This window comes from Limimaricola litoreus (assembly GCF_024159025.1).
GTDB lineage: Bacteria > Pseudomonadota > Alphaproteobacteria > Rhodobacterales > Rhodobacteraceae > Limimaricola > Limimaricola litoreus.
The window spans coordinates 1-17,389 of the sequence record NZ_JAMYXC010000158.1 but is presented as its reverse complement, the minus strand read 5'-3'; the positions used below and the strand labels follow the sequence as shown (position 1 = coordinate 17,389).

The following is a 17,389-nucleotide window of genomic DNA, read 5'->3' as shown; positions in this document are numbered from 1 at the left end:
GACCGCGTCGTGGCGATGAAGCAAGGCCGCCTCGCGGCGGCGGGTCCGCGCCGCGAGGTGATGCGCGACGCGGTGCTCAGCGCGCTGTTCGACACCGGGCTGAAGCTGCGCGAGGTCGAGGGGGCGCAGGTGGTGCTCCCGGCCTGAGCGGCGCTGCCTCCCGCGCCGGTGCCGTTCGGCCCGGCCCGCGCCTACAGGCAATGCGAGGTGGTCAGGACGGGCAGGAGCGTCCAGGCCGAGCTTGCGAAGGCCGTGATCGCGAGCGTCAGGCTGACGCGGTGAATGGCGGGCTCCGGGGCGGGCCAGCGCGGCGATCCCAAAAGGCCGATCAGCAGCGCCTGAAGAGCCAGGACGAGGAGGGCGGCGCCGATCAGCAGCGCCCGGCCCGGTAGCGCGGCGGCGAGGGCCGCCCATCTGCTCGAACACAACAGGCCATGCAGCCCGTAGACGGCGCTGAAACCGGCCAGCCAGAGCGTCAGCGGCAGCGAAATCCGCAGGATGGCGTTCATGTCAGCACCCCCGGCAGGCCGATCGCCGCGGCGGTCAGCAGGGCGACCAGCAGGGTATAGTCGCTCCACAGGCGGGCGATGCGCATCGCGCCGCGCGTGGTGCGGGCGGAATGGCCCGACAGGCGGCGCATCAGCACCAGCGACCACATCAGCAGGCTGACGAAACAATGCAGCAGCCCGTATCCGATGAAGACCCAGACCGTCGCGTCATAGGCATGAAGTGTGGGGCCGGGGCTCTCGGACAGCACGGGCAGCGCCGCGCCCGCGATGAGGAGGAGGCCGAGGAGCACCGCGCCATGGCCCATGAGCGCGCCGAGGCGTGCGCCGAGAAAGGCCAGCCCGGCCCCCGCAAGCACGAGCGCCAGCGGCCAAGCCCCCGGTTCGAGATAGGCCGGCGGCGGCCAGTTCGGGGCGATGGAGAACAAGAAGGCATAGCCGAACAGCAGCGAGCCGAAGAAGGTGCCGTTGGCCAGCAGCAGAAAGACCGAGCCCCACCAGCCGGGCGGGTCGGCCGCCTCGGCCGCGCTGTGGAGCGACAGGCCCCGGCCGACCGGCAGCGCCCCCTCCGGCGCGGGGCGCCCCAGCCCCCAGACCCAGAGCAGCGCGCAAGAGGTCACGCCCAGGGCCGAGATCGGCACGAGCCAGTAGGCCTTGATCAGCATGCCGAGAAAGAACAGCCCCGTGATCGCCGACATCAGCATCGGCAGCGCCGTGTTGCCGGGAAAGACCACGATGTAGCGCGGCGCGCCGGTGGCGATCTCGACGACAAGCGTCTCGCGCCGCCCGCGCCCGGGATCGCCGAGATAGCCCTCGCCGCGCGCCAGCCGCACCGGCAGCTCGGGGTCGTCGTAGAGCGGATCGCGCGAGGTTACATGCGCGAGGCTCGCGAAGTTGTAGGGCGCCGCAGGCGTCGGCATGGCCCAGTCGAGCGTGCCCGCGCCCCATGGATCGCGCGAGCCGCGCACCGCCACCACCGCGTTGACCACCACGTCGATCAGCACCAGCGCGAAGCCGATCGCCATGACGAAGCCGCTGATCGAGGCGATGATGTTGATCACCTCCCAGCCCTGTCCGCTCTCATAGCTGTCGATCCGCCGCCGCATCCCCAGAAGACCGGCCCAGTGCAGGGCCAGGAAGGTGCCGTGAAACCCCGGCACCACCAGCCAGAAGGCGGCGTGGCCGAGCTTGAAATAGGTCCGCCGCCCGGTGAAATGCGGCATCCAGTAGTAGAGCGCGGCGATCATCGGAAAGACGAAGCCGCCGACGAGGACGTAGTGCAGGTGGGCGACGATGAAGTAGGTGTCATGCGCCTGCCAGTCGAAGGGCACGATCGCCACCATCACGCCCGTCAGCCCGCCGATCACGAAGGTGGCGAAGAAGGCCAAGAGCCACAGCATCGGTAGATGCAAGCTCGGGCGGCCCTTCCACAGCGTGCCGATCCAGGCAAAGATCTGCACCGCCGTCGGCACCGCCACCAGCGTCGAGGCGGCGGAGAAGAAGGCGAGCCCCATGTGCGGGATGCCGGTGGTGAACATGTGATGCACCCAGAGCCCGAAGCTCAGAACCCCGAGGCTCACCGCCGCCGCGACGATCCAGCCGTAGCCCATCAGCGTGGTCCGCGCCATCACCGGCAGGATGGTCGAGATCGCGCCTGCCGCGGGCAGGAAAATGATGTAGACCTCCGGGTGGCCGAAGAGCCAGAACAGGTGCTGCCACAACAGCGCGTCGCCGCCCTGCGCCACCTGAAAGAACGGCAGGCCGAAGGCGCGCTCCAGTTCCAGCAGGATCGAGCCGAGGATCAGCGGCGGAAAGCCCGTCAGGATCATCACCGCCGTGACCAGCGCGTACCAGGCGAAGATCGGCATCTGCGACAGCTTCATGCCCGGCGCGCGGTAGCGCAGCACCGTCACGGTGATCTCGACCGCCGCCGAGATCGCCGAGATCTCGACGAAGGTGATGCCGATCAGCCAGAAGTCCGAGTTGATCCCCGGCGCGCCGATGGTCGAGGACAAGGGCGGGTACATGAACCAGCCGCTGTCGGGGGCGACCCCGGCCAGGAGCGCGAAGATCATCATCGCGCCGCCGAAGACGTAGCACCAGAAGCCGTAGGCGGTGAGCCGCGGGAAGGCGAGGTCGCGCGTGCCCAGCATCTTGGGCAGCAGATACACCGCGAGCCCCTCGAAGAAGGGGATCGCGAAGAGGAACATCATGATGGTCCCGTGCATCGTGAAGATCTGGTTGTAGTGGTCGGGGCCGAGAAAGGCCGAGCGCGGGCTGGCGAGCTGGGCGCGGATCAGCATCGCAAGGATGCCGCCGATGACGAAGAAGATCGTCGCCACGAAAAGGAACATCCGCCCCAGATCGGTGTGGTTCACGGTGGTGAACCAGCCTTTCCAGCCGGGGTCCGAGGCCCAGATCCGCGACAGGGCGCGGTGGCGCCTGAGCGCGTTCATGGCGTGTCTCCCTGCAGGAAGGCGCGCCAGCCCTCGGCATCATGCGCGATCACAATAAAGCGGTGGTCGCGGTAGCCCGCGCCGTTGAATTCCGAGCCCAAGCCCTCGTAGCGGCCGGGGCTGTCGGCCTCGATCCTGAGCAGGTTCACATGCCCCGGCACGGCGTCGAGCTTGCCCGCGAGGCGCGGCACCCAGAAGCCGTGCACCACGTCGACGCTGGTGATGGCCACGTCGACGGGGCGGCCCGCCGGGATGTGCAGCAGGTTCTCGGTCACGCGGCCCGGCGCGTCGTCATATCCAAAGCGCCAGTCCCATTGCCGCGCCTCGGCCTCGACGCGGACAAGATCGGGCGTGGCCCGCGGCAGCAGCCGCTCACCCACGACGAGGCCGTAGGCCAGAAGCGCGGCCAGCACGGTCAGGGGAAAGGCCAGCCCCAGCCAGACCACGAAGCGCCGCTCCTGCGTCTCGCCCGGCGGCCGCCGCCAGGCGAGCGCGATCAGCACCGCGACGAAGAGGAAGATCGCCGTCGCGCCCGCCAGCAGCACCCACCACAGGGTGGCGATGACCTGTGCCGCCGGCCCGGCCGGATGCACCGCCGAGAGGCTTTCCTCGCAACCCGCGAGCAGCAGGAGTGTTGAGCCGGGAAGACCCCAGCGCAGGAGAGAGCGGCCATGGCCGAGGAAATGGTCCAGACCGAAGGTGAAAAACTCGAAGACCCGATCGTGGAGCACGAGGGGTATGACGAGACCGAATCCATCGTCGGCATCTGGGGCCACCCGCTGCACGCGATGAGCGTGGCCTTTCCGGTGGCGCTGACCTTCTGCACCTTCGGGGCGGATGCGCTCTACTGGTGGTCGGGCGAGCTGTTCTGGGCGCGCGCCGCGATCTGGGCTGCGGGCACGGCCTTTTTGTTCGGCCTCGCCGCCGGGGCGACCGGCACGATGGAGCTCCTGATGGTGCCGGGCATCCGCATCCGCGCCCCGGCCTGGTCGCATTTCGTGATCGCGGTGCTCTTGCTTTCGATCCTCGGCGCGAACTGGGGCTACCGGCTCGGCGGATACGAGGCCGCGGTGCTGCCCTATGGCATCCTGATCTCGGGCTTCAGCGTGCTCGTGGTGATGGTCACGGGGTGGCATGGCGGCAAACTCGTCTTCGATTATCGTCTGGGCACGTCGAAAGGCAGCTGACGGCCCAGCGGCTCGGTCAGCCAGGCCGGCATCGGGATCTCGCCGAGCTCCGGCTTGGCCAGCACCAGCGCCAGGATGCCGAGGATCGGCAGCAGCAAAAGCAGCAGCGGCAGGAGGGGCCGGGGCGCGCGATGCGCGCCCGCCCGCTCGGCCACGGCGACCAGCACATAGCCCACCCAGACGTGAAAGCTCACCAGAAGCGCCACGAAGACGAGCTTGGCGAACATCCATGTCACGAAGACCTCGCGCAAAAAGACCAGCGCCGTGCCAGAGGCGATGGTGATCACCGCCGCCGGGGTGATGCAGAAGGTATAGGCGTAATGCGTCGCCCGGCGGATGCGCTCGTAATCGCCCTGGCCGATCGCCGGGTCGTGGCGCGCCAGCATCAAGGGCAGCGCGAAGAGGCCACCGCTCCACAGCACCAGCATGCCCAGATGCAGCGCCTTCAGATGCGGGACGAGGGCGTAGAGCCAGCTCACGCGACGCCCCGCCCGGCCGAGGCCCGCCAGCCCCGCCGGGCCGAAAGCGCGATCATCGCGGCATAGGGCAGCATCGCCGGCACCCACATGATCAGCCCGCCGAGCTGCTGATCCGCTAGCGGCGTCAGCCCCCAGTCCAGCGGTGCAAGGGCGTGCGCGGCGTAGAGCGGCGCGGGGGCAAAGGTCAGCAGCGCGCCGAGCGCGCCCATCTGCATCAGCCCGGCCAGCGACCACAGCACCGCGTCGAACCCCTCGCGCGCGCCCAGCACGGCCCGCCAGAACCAGACGGCGGAGCCCAGCAGCGTCGCCTGCATGAGCCAGTAGACCGCGATGTCGCGCAGCGCGAGGTCGTAGGCCCCCGGCAGGTGCCAGGCCCAGAGTAGCGCCGTCGAGACGAGGAAGGGCAGCGCCGCGCCTTTGGCCCGGCGCGCGGGCAGGGCGGCGGCCAGAAGCGGCGCCGCGACCGCCACCAGCAGCACGTGATGCACGACACGCGCCGAGAACAGCCCCACCGAGATCGCGCAGAGCGGGGAGACGAAGGCGAGGGCCAGCACCCCGACCGCGGCCGGTCCGGTCCTTTGGCGCCGCAGGACGACCAGCATCAGCAGCAGGCCGAGCAGCAGCACGGGGTCGAGGTTCCACGACTGCAGCGCGACCGCGGGCGCGGGCGCCACGCCGCAATAACTGCCCGGCAGAATATCAACCGGCATGCGATCGCTCCTCACTGCGATTTGGCGGTTCGGCGGATCGTGACGCCGAACCACATGCCGGGCCAGCTAGAGCCCCGGGGCCGTGATGCAATGCGAAAATTCCCGCCGCGGGGCGAACCGTGGCCTCCCCACGGCCTCCTTGCGCCTGCGCGGCGGGCGAGGCGTTGGCAGGTCATCGAACCAGGATACGAATTGTCTCGGATTCTCGATCTCCTTCGCAGTTCTGATTGAAGTCTATGACATAACGTTCATTACCGGATATTGGTGCCAATGGGGGGCACTTTCTAAACTGGGTTGCGACACCTGCTCTATTCTGTCGCAAACACAGGAGTTTGGAAGATGGCCCACTGCGAGCTGGATCTGCGAGAACGGCGTCTGGTTGAAGACCTTTCACAGGCGAAGATGTCTGTCGCAAACATTGCGGCGAGATTGTCCCGCCATCGCTCGACGATCTACCGCGAGATCCGGCGCGATCGGTTCGAAGACAGCGAACTGCCCCAGCTCAGCGGCTACTACGGCATGCTGGCTCAGAAGCAGGCCGCCGAACGCCGCCACAGGCGCCGCAAACTGATCCGGATGGCGGCCCTGCGTGAGGCCGTCATCGATCGCTTGAAAGCCGGTTGGTCACCAGAACAGATCGCCGGGCGGCTGCGCTTCGAAGGCCATCGCAGCACCATCTGCCACGAGACGATCTACGCCTTCGTCTATTCTCAGGATGGTCAGAGCCAGGACCTGGCGCGCCACCTGCCCGGGCGTCGCCGCCAGCGCAAACCCCGCTACGCCCGTCGGCCCCGAAGTCTCGTCTTCCCACTGGAACGCGCGATCCAGAACCGGCCGGATCACGTCAACGACCGCAGCGGGTTCGGCGATTGGGAAGGCGATTTGATGATCTTTCGCAAGGAGTTGGGCAAGGCCAACGTGGCCTCGCTGGTCGAACGAAAGACGCGCTATGCGGTCCTGTTCCGCAACAACGACCGCAGCTCGAAGCATCTGATGAATCGCCTGATCACCCTGCTGTCGCCCCTGCCCTTGTCCGCACGACGCTCGATTACCTTCGACCGGGGGCTCGAGTTCAACCGATGGCGTGATCTGAGAACAGGAATGGGCACCGAGGCGTGGTTCTGCGACCCGCAGGCACCTTGGCAGAAGGGCTCGGTCGAGAACCTGAACAAACGCGCCCGGCGCTACCTGCCGCGCGAAACGGCCGTCGCCGCACTGTCAGACCGCGATATGGCCGAGATCAGCGCGCAGCTGAACGCCACGCCAAGACGCTGCTTGGGCTACCGGACACCGGCCGAGGCCTTCGCCGAGGAACTCCGCCAACTCGACCGGGCCTGACCCGTGTCGCAACCAGCATTGAATCCACAGCGACAAGCACTCGGTGTTTCGGGTGCCCAAGCCCAGCGACCACATGACCGGCATGACCCAGTTCGGGCGGGCTCTGGCGGAGCTGCAGATCGAAATCTTGTGCGCCAGTTCGAGCCAGGCCAGGGGCCGTGTCGAGCGCGCCAACCGCACGCTGCAGGATCGGCTTGTGAAGGAGCTGCGGCTGGCCGGCATCTCGGACATCGCGGCGGCAAACGCGTTCCTGCCGGGCTTCGTGGAGTGCTACAACGCGAAGTTCGCCAAGCCCGCCGCCAGGCCGGACAACCTGCACAGGCCGCTGAATGTCGCGCCGGATCGACTGGCCGAGATCTTCTGCCTGCGCGACAAGCGCCATGTCAGCAAGGATCTGACGCTGAAATACGACCACAAGCGCATCCGGCTGGAGGTGAACGATCTGACCCGCGAACTGGTGGGCAAATACGCCGATACCTACGAGTTTCCCGATGGCCGCATCCAGGCCCGGCACAAGGGCATCGTCCTGCCCTGCACCATCTTCGACCCGCATCAGCAGCATGTCACCCACGCCGCGATTACCGAGAACAAGCACCTCGGCGCGGTGCTGGCCCACATCAAGCGACAGCAGGATCAGGTGGAGACCACATCCAAGGTGTGAATAGCCCCGCGTTTCTTAGACGCCTTCGTGCCTCAGTTTCTGCTGCCGCTCGAACTCGAGGGGCGACAGCATTCCGTTTCGCGCGTGCTTGCGCTTCGGGTTGTAGAACATCTCGATGTATTCGAACACGTCCCGTCAGGCTTCCTCGCGCGTGCGATAGGTCCGGCGCCTGATCCGTTCGCGCTTGAGCAGGTTGAAGAAGCTATCAGGCGAGACCTTGTCCGCCATTGGTCCGAGGACAATGGTCGAGCGCATTATCATGGCAGTTGCCTCGACGGCTCATGGAGTGCTCGAGATTGTGGGCCCTCAGGAAAGCGGCCCAGTCCATACTGGTGAACTGGCCGCCTTGATCCGAATGGATCAGCACTTTGGTCTTCGGCTTCCGGCGCCAGACAGCCATCAGCAATGCCTGCAAGACGACGTCGGTCGTCTGGCGGCTCTGCATCGATCAGCCGACCACGCGGCGTGAAAAGAGATCGATGGCGACGGCTAGGTAGGCGAAGCCTTCCTGCGTCCGGATATAGGTTCTTTAATTGATCCTCAGCGCTCGGTCAGTTTGTCGTTCCGGTCGGCTGCCTGCAAGGTTCTTTTCGAAGTCACCCGACACGGGGTGCTTCATCTCGGCGTTCAAGGCTCGGGCTGCCCCAGGTGAAGTGCGCGGTATCTATTGATCCGCAAGTAGATCTCACGGGCTCGTCCCGTTGCCTGCCGCTTTGGCCGACGCGGCAACTGATTAGCGAGGTCTTGTGGTCAGGCGTTGGTCACAGGCATGCCTCCCGTTCTTCAAAGATACCGCCATTGATCCAGATCGCGTGCATCATCACGGCCAGCTTGCGGGCGAGGGCGACGACTGCCTTCTTGTGGCTGGTCTGTCGCTTCAGGGCCATGGCCCAGTCCCTGAGCGCCTGGCCGCGTCCGGGCTTCACGCGACAGAGCAGGGAATTGGCCGCCTCATAGAGCATCGTCCGCAGGAGCCGGTCTCCGCGCTTGGAGATGCGACCGCCATAGTCGACCGCCCCAGATTGGTGCCGCCTTGACGTCAGGCCTGCATAGGCACCCACCGATCGAGACTTCGCGAAGCGCCCCGGCGCATCGATCGTCGCCACGAAGGTGGCCGCTGTGACCGTGCCCACGCCGGGAACGGTCATCAGCCGGATGCAGGCCTCGGAGGTCTTCGCCTGCCGAACCAGTTCCTTTGTCAGCGCCGCCGCTTGGCGTAGCGCTTCCGTGCGAACTGCCAGCAGCGGTAGAATGATCGGTGCCAGTGCCTCTTGATCTTCCAAGACTGCGCGGATGCGCCCTTCGTAGGTTCGCGGCTGCGCCGGCACGCGGAGCCCGAAGCTGGCGAGCAGACCCCGAATAGTGTTCTCTGCATTTCGCCGGGCGCCAATCGCGGCGTCTCGCGCAGCCAGCAGGGCGCGGCGTTCCTGCGCGTGGCGGCTCTTGACCTCGACCTTCCGGTAGAAACCTGTCCGCGCGAGATCGGCCAGCATCGCCGCATCATTGGCGTCGGTTTTGTTATGCATCTGGCTCAGCACCGCATGGGCCTGACGGGCATCCACGCAAATCGCTGGAAGGCCACGCCGCGTCAGTTCCCCGTGCAACCAGTTCGCCATTCTGCCTGTCTCGAGGATGACGCCCTTGAGCCCAATCCGAAGATCCTCCAACGCCGCACAGATCGCATCCGGATCGGTTGCCGTCTCGCAAACCCGCTCGACAGCGCCATCCGATCGCCGCACGCAGATCGCCGTCGCATCCTTCGAGACGTCCAGGCCAACATAGTATCGTTCCATATCCACTCTCCTGTTCGATCGGTCCAGAGAACCGTCAGAGAGCGCGGGGGATCAATTACTCCGAGTGATGTCGGTCACCCAAACCCGGTCTGGAACTTCCACGTCGAACTGTCGATCCAGGGTGTTTTCGACGACGATCGACGGCTTGCCGCCATACTTGCCGGGGCGGCGCTTGTAGCCAATCTGCGCCTTGATGCCGGCCAGCTTAGTCAGACGGGAGACGCGGTTCAAACAGACACTCTCGCCCTGCTCGAGAAGATCGTCGTGAAGCTTGCGGTGCCCATAGACCTTGCCGCTTTCAACCTAGGCCTTCTTCAGCAACTCGGTCTGGCGGCCGTCTTCTTGGGCCCGCTTGCTCAACGGCGCCTTCAGCCACGCATAGAAGCCGCTTGGCTGGATGCGCAGGCACCGGCACATCGCCCGGACGGAGAACTGCCCGCGATGCTCGGCTACGAACGCGTATCTCACTTTGCATCCCTGGCGAAATACGCGTCGCCATTGTCGCTCGAACCAATGGCGCACCAATGGCGACCCTTTTTTAGGATGTCGCGCTCCTCCGAAACCCGCGCCAGTTCCTTCTTCAAGCGCCGGATCTCGGTGTCCTTCTCCGCCTCTCCTGATGACGCCTTCGCGAACTTCTTCTTCCAAGCGTAGAGCGAATACGGACTGACCCCGAGCCGCTCCGACACCTCCCTGACCGGGTAGCCCCGCTCGGTGATCTGCGCGACCGCGTTCCGCTTGAACTCCTCGCTGAACTTGTTGCTGCTCATCATGGCCTCCTTGCCTCAAAATTAGCGAAGAAGGCGTCCACAAGACACGGGGCTATTCAGTCAGCGCTTGCCGCCCCCATGCTTGCAACAAGAAACTCGGAAATCCCATTCGTCGCAGTGGGGATCATTTTTGGACACCGATCACCCCGCTACGGGGTAACTTTCCCATGCCGACACCGCTCAGATCGTTCGCGTGGGATGACTTTATTGGAGGAAAGGGCAACGACGCCCAATGTCTGCTTTGTAGGACATAATGTCTATCTTGTAGGACATAATTCGATTCGTGCAAGTTGATTTGCAATGCAGACGAAATGCACTTCAGGCCTGCACCAAGGAATATTCGCGCCGCATTGCATCCAGCCGCTCGTTGAGTTGGGCGATGCGTTCATTTCTCACAGTGGCGGAACTCAGCATTGGCCGCTGACGCTGCAAATTGTTGAAATATTCTACGAGCGAGTCACCATGCCGCGCATTCCAGCTAGGGACAAGCTGGCCGCGGACTTGCATCAATCCCTCGAGCGACTGCGTTCGGAGTCTACGAGCAATACTCTTAAGCTGAGTCCTAGTTCGATAAGCAAGGTTCGCCGTCTTCGGAGGGGGCATGGTACGGATTACGTCAAAGCTCTCTGGCGTCATTTCAACCGGCCGTAATCGCGCATCGATCTGGCCCGGACGAAAGCCCTGCATCAGTCCATCGAGAACATCCGAAGGCGGTAAGACATAAGGACGATACTCTAGTCCGAGAGACTGACACCAGTCCAGCCATTTGAATGTGAGAACACGTGCCGGCGAAGACACCGCGATCCAGGGCGTTCGGTAATAGTCAGCCATAATCGCACCATGGAGCGATTCGACGATCGCGAGTTCGGCGTTTGCGATATGCGAAAACACTCGTTCGCAATCTAGAAATGGATCGACATACTCTATGTCGCAACGTTTACAAACCGTGCCCCAGTCCCCGTAACTGGAACTTGTCCAATGGGGCACAAAGACGGTCCCGCGCCTTTGTGTAGCCAAATTGGCAAAGCGAGGAACTTGATTGACCAACCATGCAGCATCCGTAACGGCCTTGTCCGGCGCAAGCCCCAAAAGCTTTGCAGTCAAAGGCCCGCGAACACAATATATTTTCCAACGGCTTGCCTGTTCGGCCGTCGGAGGAGTGCTGTATCCCGACCCAGTTCCGAAGACGACCTTCTCTCCTTGCACGAGGTCTAGGTTGCGAGAGAGAAGAGAACCAATTCCTACCAGCCGAATTCCGTCGTCGCGGTCTGCCACGATCTCGGGAGCAACTTCTTCCCAAATCCAGCGATTCATGTGATCGCCGAAATTTGTCGTGGAGCGGTAGAAAAACGGGTTCATGAAGTAGTCCAAATTTACCTCTGTCGAGTCACGACTGATCCTCGAAATTAGATTAGCCGAACCTGTCGAGTTAGGGGACAACCATCGCCTGGTGTCAACTGCAAGGTACATTTCTTGAGAGCAATGTTAGGTGTATAGTCCCGGAAAGAGGTGGCACGATATCCGTCTCTGAAATGGAGATGGTATGGGACAGGTTCTTCACGGCAGCGCCCGAACGACAGCGGCAGTTCGTCGAGCAATCCAAGGTAGTGAAGAGAGCGTAAGGCAGCTTGCCCGGCGCTACGGGATCAGCCCGACGACGGTGCAGAAATGGCGCAAGCGCGCCTCCACGGCCGACCTGCCGATGGGACCCTCGGATCCCCGCTCGACGGTGCTGAGCCCGGAGGAAGAAGCCATCATCGTAGCATTCAGGCGGTATTCTCTGCTGCCTCTCGACGATTGCCTCTATGCCCTGCAGCCCAACATTCCACAGCTGACGCGCTCTTCGCTGCACCGCTGCTTGCAGCGTCACGGGATCAGCCGGCTACCCGACATGAAGGGTGACAAGCCAAAGCGACAGAAGTTCAAGCAATACCGGATCGGCTTCTTCCACATGGACATCGCTGAAGTCCGAACCGCCGAAGGAAAGCTGTATTTCTTTGTGGCCATTGATCGAACCAGCAAGTTCGTGGTGGCCCGGCTCTTCACTGAGGCCAGCAGGAAAACTGCCTGGGAGTTTCTGGAGCTGCTCCTGACGGCGGTGCCTTATCGCATTCATACGATCCTCACCGATAACGGCATCCAGTTCGCTGACCAGCCTCGCAATCGCAACACCGCCGCCTCACGGCTCATGCGGTTCGACATGATCTGTGAGGCCAACGGGATCGAGCATCGGCTGACCAAGCCGAACCACCCTTGGACCAACGGACAAGTCGAGCGGATGAACCGGACGATCAAAGACGCCACGGTGAAACGCTACCACTACGACGATCACGCGCAGCTCGAACGCCACCTCGCACTGTTCATCGACGCCTATAATACGGCGCGGCGTTTAAAGACACTCAAGGGGCTAACGCCGGCGCAATTCATCTGGCGAGAATGGCAGGCCAACCCCGACCTATTCCATCGAGAGCCGTGCCACTTGACCTCGGGACCATACACCTACGATATCGCGCTCCTCCGACACCCGCGCCAGCTCCTTCTTCAAGCGCCGGATCTCGGTGTCCTTCTCCGCCTCTCCTGATGACGCCTTTGCGAACTTCTTCTTCTAGGCGTAGAGCGAATACGGGCTGACCCCGAGCCGCTCCGATACCTCCCTGACCGGGTAGCACCGCTCGGTGATCTGCGCGACCGCGTCCCGCTTGAACTCCTCGCTGAACTTGTCGCTGCTCATCATGGCCTTCTCGCCTCAAAATTAGCGAAGAAGGCGTCCACAAGACACGGGGCTATTCACTATATTTCCGTGAAAAACCGGCTATCTACTGCTTGGAATCCGCCACCCCGGCACATGGCCGGGGCGGCGGACATCTCGCGTCAGTTGGCAGCAAAGCAGTAGAACCGCCCGTCGCCGCCTGTGTCTTGCAGCGCCTCGAGCCCGCATCCGCGCGACGGGTGCGAGGAATTCCACGACATCGCCGCCTCCGAATCGTCGAGACCCATGCGATCGTGATGCCCGACCATGGCCGATCCTTCGCCGCTGCTGGTCCAGCCTTCGCAGGTTTCGGCCGCGGCGGTGCCGTCGGGCATGGAGCCGGTGAGGATATCGTGCCGGTTCGGATCGTCGCCGCGCCCGTTCAACACCATCCCCATCTCGTCGAGCGCGGCCTCCTTGGTGATCATGTTGCCTTCGCCATGCAGCGCCTCGACATCGGCGGCGATTTCCGTGCCTTCGGCATTGTGCCACGGGCCCGCGCCGATCCGGTCGCGCGCATTTTCGTCGTCGGTCGAAAGATAGGCTTTCCAATCGCCCTCCGCGCCCGCCGCCGAAGCAAGCTCGTTGCAGTAGGCGTCCGCGCCCTCCAGACCGCCGAGATCGGCCCCTTGACCCGGGTTGGCGCTGGTGACGAAAAAGCTCATCGTCCCGTCTTGCGCCAGCACCGTCGTTCCCGCGCACGCGAGCACCACGGCAGTCATCACGTTCGGTGTTCTCATGTCGCACCTCCTGAGCTGAGGCCCAGTCTAGCACGCCGGCCCTGCGGCCCCACCCGGTTTGTGCAAACCGCGCCGTGCGCGGCGCCGCATTGCCGAGTCGCCTGCCCCGGTCCGGCACCGGTTGGTAAGTCAGTGCCCCGAGACGCTGCATCTGCCTCGAAACTACGCAGCCTGCCGATGCCCGAGGCAAAGGCTTGGGCCATTTCCCGCCGCTAACCGGTGCGGGCCGCAAAGCCGTGGCTCCGACGCGACACTCCTGTCAGGCTGGGCTTGCGTCTATCTCGCACGGGAGGCTTGAGATGAACCGCACGTCCGAACTCAAAACCGCCAGTCCCACCCCGCACCACCGGGCCCAAACATCTGCAGCACGCTTGGGTGGCGCAGGACCGCATTCTTGGGGAGACACAGAGCTATCTCGACGGCTGGTTCAGCCGTCGAGATAGCATGGCCGAGGCCGCGGGCGATCTCGCGGCAGAAATGATGGAGGCCGGATCGGACACCACGCGGCTTGCGGCGGCCGTGACCCGCTGGCAGGACGGGGCGCGAGCCCGCCCGCAAGCGGATCTGCGTGGCTGGCTGACGCTTTGCACCAACTGCTCGGGTCATCTGGCGCGCGAGGCGGCCCAAGCCGAGACTGAGATCCTCGACAACACCGTCGAGATCGCGCGCAGGGCCGGGCACGCCCGGCACGCGACGCCGGTCTGAGGCGCGCCCCCGGTGGGGCGGGTGGTTTGCCTGCGCCTCCGGGGGGTCCGACCCGCCGTCAACCGACGCGTTCAAGCAGCGACACGTAGTTCGTCACCGCCGCCCCGCCCATGTTGAACACGCCCGCGAGCGTCGCGTCCGGCACCTGCATGCCGCCCGCCTCGCCCGCCAGCTGCATCGCCGCCATCACATGCATCGACACGCCCGTCGCGCCGATCGGGTGGCCCTTGGATTTGAGCCCGCCCGAGGGGTTCACCGGCAGGCGCCCGTCCTTGAGCGTCACGCCCTCCTCGATCACCCGGTGCCCCTGCCCCGGCGCGGCGAGACCCATCGCCTCGTATTCCAGAAGCTCGGCGATGGTGAAGCAGTCATGCGTCTCCACCAGATCGAGATCGTCGAGCGTCAGCCCGCCCTGCTCCAGCGCGCGGGCCCAGGCCCGCCTGGGCCCTTCGAAGGCCAGCACGTCGCGGCGGCTCATGGCGAGAATGTCGTTCACATGCGCCCGCGCGCGCACGGCGATGGCGCGGCGCATGGTCGCCGCGGTCTCGGCATCCGCCAGCACCAGCGCCGCCGCTCCGTCGGAGACGAGCGAGCAGTCGGTGCGCCGCAGCGGGGCGGCGACGTAAGGGTTGCGGTCGGTGACCGCGTTGCAGGCCTCGAAGCCGAGATCCTTGCGCATATGGGCGAAAGGATTCTCGACGCCGTTGGCATGGTTCTTGGCGGCGATCCGCGCCAGCGCCTCGGAGCGGTCGCCATAGCGCTGGAAGTAGCCCTGCGCGATGCGCCCGAAGATGCCTGCAAAGCCCCCGGGCGTGTCGCCCTCCTCGGCGCGCCACGAACAGCCCAGAAGGATGTCGCCCACCTGCGCCCCCGGCGTCGCCGTCATCTTCTCGGCGCCGACGACGAGCGCGATGCGGCCGCGGCCCGCGGCGATGAAATCCATCGCGCCGTTGAGCGCGGCCGAGCCGGTCGCGCAGGCGTTCTCGTAGCGGGTAGCGGGCGCGTGGCGCAGCCCGTCGTGTCCCATCGCCACCAGCGAGGCCTGGAAATCCTGGTTGGAAAAGCCGTTGTTGAACACGCCGACGAAGACCCCATCGACCTGTGTCGCCTCGACGCCTGCGTGCTCGAGCGCCGGGCCGGTCACCTCGGCCATCAGCGCGGCGGTGTCCGGCGCCTCGCTCTTTCCGAACACGCTATGCGCCCAACCCACGATCTGCGCCTCGGCCATAATGGCTCCCCCCTTGCGGTCTGCGCCGCCCTCCCGCGGCGTGGCCATGCTCGGCCCTTCGGCTGAGCAGCGCAAGCCCCGGCGGCGCTGCAGATGCCCCGACCGGCCCCGTCCCGGTTCGACCTGGACCGCTTCGTTTTCCGTCGGGGCGGCGTGCCGCGCATGGCCGCCCTGCGGCGGCGATTGGCACTATACAGTCCGGGCCGATGGGTTTAAGAGCGATGGCTTGATACCGCGCGAGCTGCGCGGCCCCGGCCTTTGGCCGATCCCAGATCGACGGACCTTTCTTACATATGATGCAGACCCTCAGGGACGCGCTCGACGCGCGCGGCTACGACACGCTCACCCCGGTGCAGGAGGCCGTGACCGCGCCCGACCTTTCCGAGCGCGACCTGCTGGTTTCGGCGCAGACCGGCTCGGGCAAGACCGTGGGCTTCGGCCTCGCCATCGGCCCGACCATCCTCGACGATGACGGCCAGCTGCCCCGCGCCGCCGCGCCGCTCGCGCTCGCCATCGCGCCGACGCGCGAACTGGCCTCCCAGGTGATGCGCGAGCTCGACTGGCTCTACCGCGGCGCCGGCGCCCGCCTTGCCACCGCCATCGGCGGCATGGAGATCCGCGACGAGCGCCGCGCGCTCGACCGCGGCGCGCATTTCGTCGTCGCCACGCCGGGCCGTCTGGCCGATTACGTCCGTCGCGGCGCGATCGACCTCAGTGATATCCGCGCCGTCGTGCTCGACGAGGCTGACGAGATGCTCGATCTGGGCTTCCGCGAGGATCTCGAATTCATCCTCTCGGCCTGTCCCGAAAGCCGCCGCACGCTGCTCTTTTCGGCCACGGTGCCGCCCGCCATCGCCAAGCTCGCCAAGGAATTCCAGCGCGACGCCGAGCGCGTGGTCGTCGCCACCAAGGGCGGCCAGCACGCCGACATCTCCTACAAGGCGCTGCAGGTGGCCCAGGGCGACGAGGAGGCGGCGATCATCAACACGCTGCGCCATCAGGACGCCACCAACGCCATCGTCTTCGCCAATACCCGCGCCACCGTCGCCCGCCTCACGGCACGGCTGTCGAACCGCGGCTTCTCGGTCGTCTCGCTTTCGGGCGAGCTCACGCAGAACGAGCGCACCCACGCGCTTCAGGCGATGCGCGACGGGCGGGCCCGGATCTGCGTGGCGACGGATGTGGCCGCGCGCGGCATCGACCTGCCGGACCTCGAACTGGTGATCCACGCCGAGCTGCCCTCGAACTCCGAGACGCTGCTCCACCGCTCTGGCCGGACGGGCCGCGCGGGCCGCAAGGGCGTGAGCGCCCTGATCGTCCCGATGAAGCTGCGCAAGAAGGCCGAGCGCCTGCTCGGCACCGCCAAGCTCTCGGCCGATTGGACCGTGCCGCCCTCGGCCGAGGACATCCTCGCCGCCGACGAGGCGCGGCTGCTCGACGATCCGGTCTGGAGCGCCGAAATCTCCGAGGGTGCAAAGGTCTTCGCCGCCAAGCTGCTGCAACGCCACGCGCCCGAGACCATCGCCGCGGCCTATCTGGCGCTCTACCGCTCGCGCCGATCGGCACCCGAGGAGCTTCAGGCCCCCGACGCCAAGCCGCAAAAGCGCGCGACCGAGAGCTTCGGGCCGAGCAAGTGGTTCTCGCTCTCGGCGGGTCGCAACGAACGGGCCGAGGCGCGCTGGCTGCTGCCGCTTTTGTGCCGCGCCGGCGACATTTCCAAGGATGCGATCGGCGCGATCCGCATTCAGGACACCGAAACCTACGTCGAGATCCTCGAGACCGCCGTGCCGGGGTTCCTGCGCGCCATCGGCCCCGACATGTCGCCCGAGGAAGGCCTGAAGATGACCGCGCTCGATACCGCCCCCGACCTGTCGCGCGGCCCCCAGCCCGAACGCGGCCCCCGGCCCGAACGCGGCCCCCGGCCCGAGCGCGGTCCGCGGCCTGATCGTGGGCCCCGGCCCGAGCGCGACCCCAAGCCGGAGCACGAGCAACGGTTCGACCGTGGCCCCAAGCCCGAACATGCCTCGCGCCCGGCCCCCGAGGCCGCGGCTCCCGCCGCCCCTGTCG

The 17,389-nt window shown here is 65.7% G+C and carries 14 protein-coding genes and 4 pseudogenes; 6 read left to right on the top strand and 12 right to left on the bottom strand.

Translation table 11 applies throughout. From position 1 onward, the window contains the following. Positions 1-191: 191 nt before the first annotated feature. From NHG85_RS10535 to NHG85_RS10525, 3 genes are read right to left on the bottom strand one after another with little or no spacing between them, the layout of a single operon-like run. The gene (locus NHG85_RS10535; RefSeq protein ID WP_253332189.1) at positions 192-509 is read right to left on the bottom strand and encodes a hypothetical protein; all 318 of its coding nucleotides are present in this window, start codon (positions 507-509) and stop codon (positions 192-194) included. Next, the gene (ctaD, locus tag NHG85_RS10530) at positions 506-2,962 is read right to left on the bottom strand and encodes a cytochrome c oxidase subunit I (RefSeq protein ID WP_253332188.1); all 2,457 of its coding nucleotides are present in this window, start codon (positions 2,960-2,962) and stop codon (positions 506-508) included. The genes NHG85_RS10535 and ctaD overlap by 4 nt, the downstream gene beginning before the upstream one ends. Beyond that, on the bottom strand, positions 2,959-3,693 hold the full coding sequence (locus tag NHG85_RS10525) for a cytochrome c oxidase subunit II (RefSeq protein WP_253332186.1): 735 nt from the start codon (positions 3,691-3,693) through the stop codon (positions 2,959-2,961). Before NHG85_RS10525 ends, ctaD begins: the two co-directional genes overlap by 4 nt. On the opposite strand from NHG85_RS10525, the gene NHG85_RS10520 reads away from it, so the two are divergent. Continuing rightward, positions 3,634-4,149, top strand: coding sequence for a DUF2231 domain-containing protein (locus NHG85_RS10520; RefSeq protein WP_253332184.1), 516 nt, complete (start codon positions 3,634-3,636; stop codon positions 4,147-4,149). The genes NHG85_RS10525 and NHG85_RS10520 overlap by 60 nt on opposite strands. Here NHG85_RS10520 and NHG85_RS10515 read toward each other — a convergent pair. Further along, the gene (locus NHG85_RS10515) at positions 4,119-4,628 is read right to left on the bottom strand and encodes a CopD family protein (RefSeq protein WP_370363012.1); all 510 of its coding nucleotides are present in this window, start codon (positions 4,626-4,628) and stop codon (positions 4,119-4,121) included. The two genes, NHG85_RS10520 and NHG85_RS10515, sit on opposite strands and share 31 nt — an antisense overlap. Further along, complete coding sequence (locus NHG85_RS10510) at positions 4,625-5,338, bottom strand: cytochrome c oxidase assembly protein (RefSeq protein WP_253332182.1); 714 nt, start codon at positions 5,336-5,338, stop codon at positions 4,625-4,627. Before NHG85_RS10510 ends, NHG85_RS10515 begins: the two co-directional genes overlap by 4 nt. 339 nt (positions 5,339-5,677) lie before the next feature. Here NHG85_RS10510 and NHG85_RS10505 point away from each other — a divergent pair, with 339 nt between their 5' ends. Together NHG85_RS10505 and NHG85_RS10500 are read left to right on the top strand one after the other, a co-directional pair. Continuing rightward, positions 5,678-6,676, top strand: coding sequence for an IS30 family transposase (locus NHG85_RS10505; RefSeq protein WP_253332180.1), 999 nt, complete (start codon positions 5,678-5,680; stop codon positions 6,674-6,676). Positions 6,677-6,701: 25 nt separating this feature from the next. Beyond that, positions 6,702-7,319: pseudogene (locus NHG85_RS10500) on the top strand (transposase family protein); the annotation flags it as partial. A gap of 33 nt (positions 7,320-7,352) precedes the next feature. On the opposite strand, the pseudogene NHG85_RS10495 reads toward NHG85_RS10500, so the two are convergent. The 4 genes and pseudogenes from NHG85_RS10495 to NHG85_RS10480 all read right to left on the bottom strand — a co-directional run. Further along, positions 7,353-7,863, bottom strand: a pseudogene (locus tag NHG85_RS10495) (IS3 family transposase); the annotation flags it as partial. Positions 7,864-8,098: 235 nt separating this feature from the next. Further along, complete coding sequence (locus NHG85_RS10490) at positions 8,099-9,130, bottom strand: IS110 family RNA-guided transposase (RefSeq protein ID WP_253332178.1); 1,032 nt, start codon at positions 9,128-9,130, stop codon at positions 8,099-8,101. A 63-nt stretch (positions 9,131-9,193) separates the two neighbouring features. Beyond that, a pseudogene (locus tag NHG85_RS10485) lies at positions 9,194-9,903 on the bottom strand (IS3 family transposase); the annotation flags it as partial. 315 nt (positions 9,904-10,218) lie between these two features. Further along, the gene (locus NHG85_RS10480) at positions 10,219-11,271 is read right to left on the bottom strand and encodes a polysaccharide pyruvyl transferase family protein (RefSeq protein ID WP_253332176.1); all 1,053 of its coding nucleotides are present in this window, start codon (positions 11,269-11,271) and stop codon (positions 10,219-10,221) included. 172 nt (positions 11,272-11,443) lie between these two features. On the opposite strand from NHG85_RS10480, the gene NHG85_RS10475 reads away from it, so the two are divergent. After that, a complete protein-coding gene (locus NHG85_RS10475; RefSeq protein ID WP_253332174.1) occupies positions 11,444-12,481 on the top strand; it encodes an IS481 family transposase in 1,038 nt (345 codons plus the stop codon). Here NHG85_RS10475 and NHG85_RS10470 read toward each other — a convergent pair. Both NHG85_RS10470 and NHG85_RS10465 read right to left on the bottom strand, forming a co-directional pair. Further along, a pseudogene (locus NHG85_RS10470) lies at positions 12,401-12,634 on the bottom strand (transposase); the annotation flags it as partial. The gene NHG85_RS10475 and the pseudogene NHG85_RS10470 sit on opposite strands and share 81 nt — an antisense overlap. 137 nt (positions 12,635-12,771) lie before the next feature. Then, positions 12,772-13,389 carry a hypothetical protein gene (locus NHG85_RS10465; RefSeq protein WP_253332172.1) on the bottom strand — a complete coding sequence of 206 codons (618 nt, stop codon included), beginning with the start codon at positions 13,387-13,389 and terminating at the stop codon, positions 12,772-12,774. 444 nt (positions 13,390-13,833) lie between these two features. Between NHG85_RS10465 and NHG85_RS10460 the strand changes: the two genes are divergently transcribed. Further along, positions 13,834-14,094, top strand: coding sequence for a hypothetical protein (locus NHG85_RS10460; protein WP_253332170.1), 261 nt, complete (start codon positions 13,834-13,836; stop codon positions 14,092-14,094). Positions 14,095-14,152: 58 nt separating this feature from the next. Here the strand turns inward: NHG85_RS10460 and NHG85_RS10455 are convergent, their stop codons facing one another. Next, a complete protein-coding gene (locus tag NHG85_RS10455) occupies positions 14,153-15,322 on the bottom strand; it encodes an acetyl-CoA acetyltransferase (RefSeq protein ID WP_253332192.1) in 1,170 nt (389 codons plus the stop codon). A 293-nt stretch (positions 15,323-15,615) separates the two neighbouring features. Between NHG85_RS10455 and NHG85_RS10450 the strand changes: the two genes are divergently transcribed. Further along, positions 15,616-17,389, top strand: a 1,774-nt coding sequence (locus tag NHG85_RS10450) for a DEAD/DEAH box helicase (RefSeq protein ID WP_253332169.1), incomplete at its 3' end; no start/stop codon positions are given.

Coding starts and splice junctions, on each gene's coding strand:
- NHG85_RS10535 (WP_253332189.1), bottom strand. CDS start 509: ATGAACGCCATCCTGCGGATTTCGCTGCCGCTGACGCTCTGGCTGGCC.
- ctaD (WP_253332188.1), bottom strand. CDS start 2,962: ATGAACGCGCTCAGGCGCCACCGCGCCCTGTCGCGGATCTGGGCCTCG.
- NHG85_RS10520 (WP_253332184.1), top strand. CDS start 3,634: ATGGCCGAGGAAATGGTCCAGACCGAAGGTGAAAAACTCGAAGACCCG.
- NHG85_RS10510 (WP_253332182.1), bottom strand. CDS start 5,338: ATGCCGGTTGATATTCTGCCGGGCAGTTATTGCGGCGTGGCGCCCGCG.
- NHG85_RS10505 (WP_253332180.1), top strand. CDS start 5,678: ATGGCCCACTGCGAGCTGGATCTGCGAGAACGGCGTCTGGTTGAAGAC.
- NHG85_RS10490 (WP_253332178.1), bottom strand. CDS start 9,130: ATGGAACGATACTATGTTGGCCTGGACGTCTCGAAGGATGCGACGGCG.
- NHG85_RS10475 (WP_253332174.1), top strand. CDS start 11,444: ATGGGACAGGTTCTTCACGGCAGCGCCCGAACGACAGCGGCAGTTCGT.
- NHG85_RS10465 (WP_253332172.1), bottom strand. CDS start 13,389: ATGAGAACACCGAACGTGATGACTGCCGTGGTGCTCGCGTGCGCGGGA.
- NHG85_RS10460 (WP_253332170.1), top strand. CDS start 13,834: ATGGCCGAGGCCGCGGGCGATCTCGCGGCAGAAATGATGGAGGCCGGA.
- NHG85_RS10455 (WP_253332192.1), bottom strand. CDS start 15,322: ATGGCCGAGGCGCAGATCGTGGGTTGGGCGCATAGCGTGTTCGGAAAG.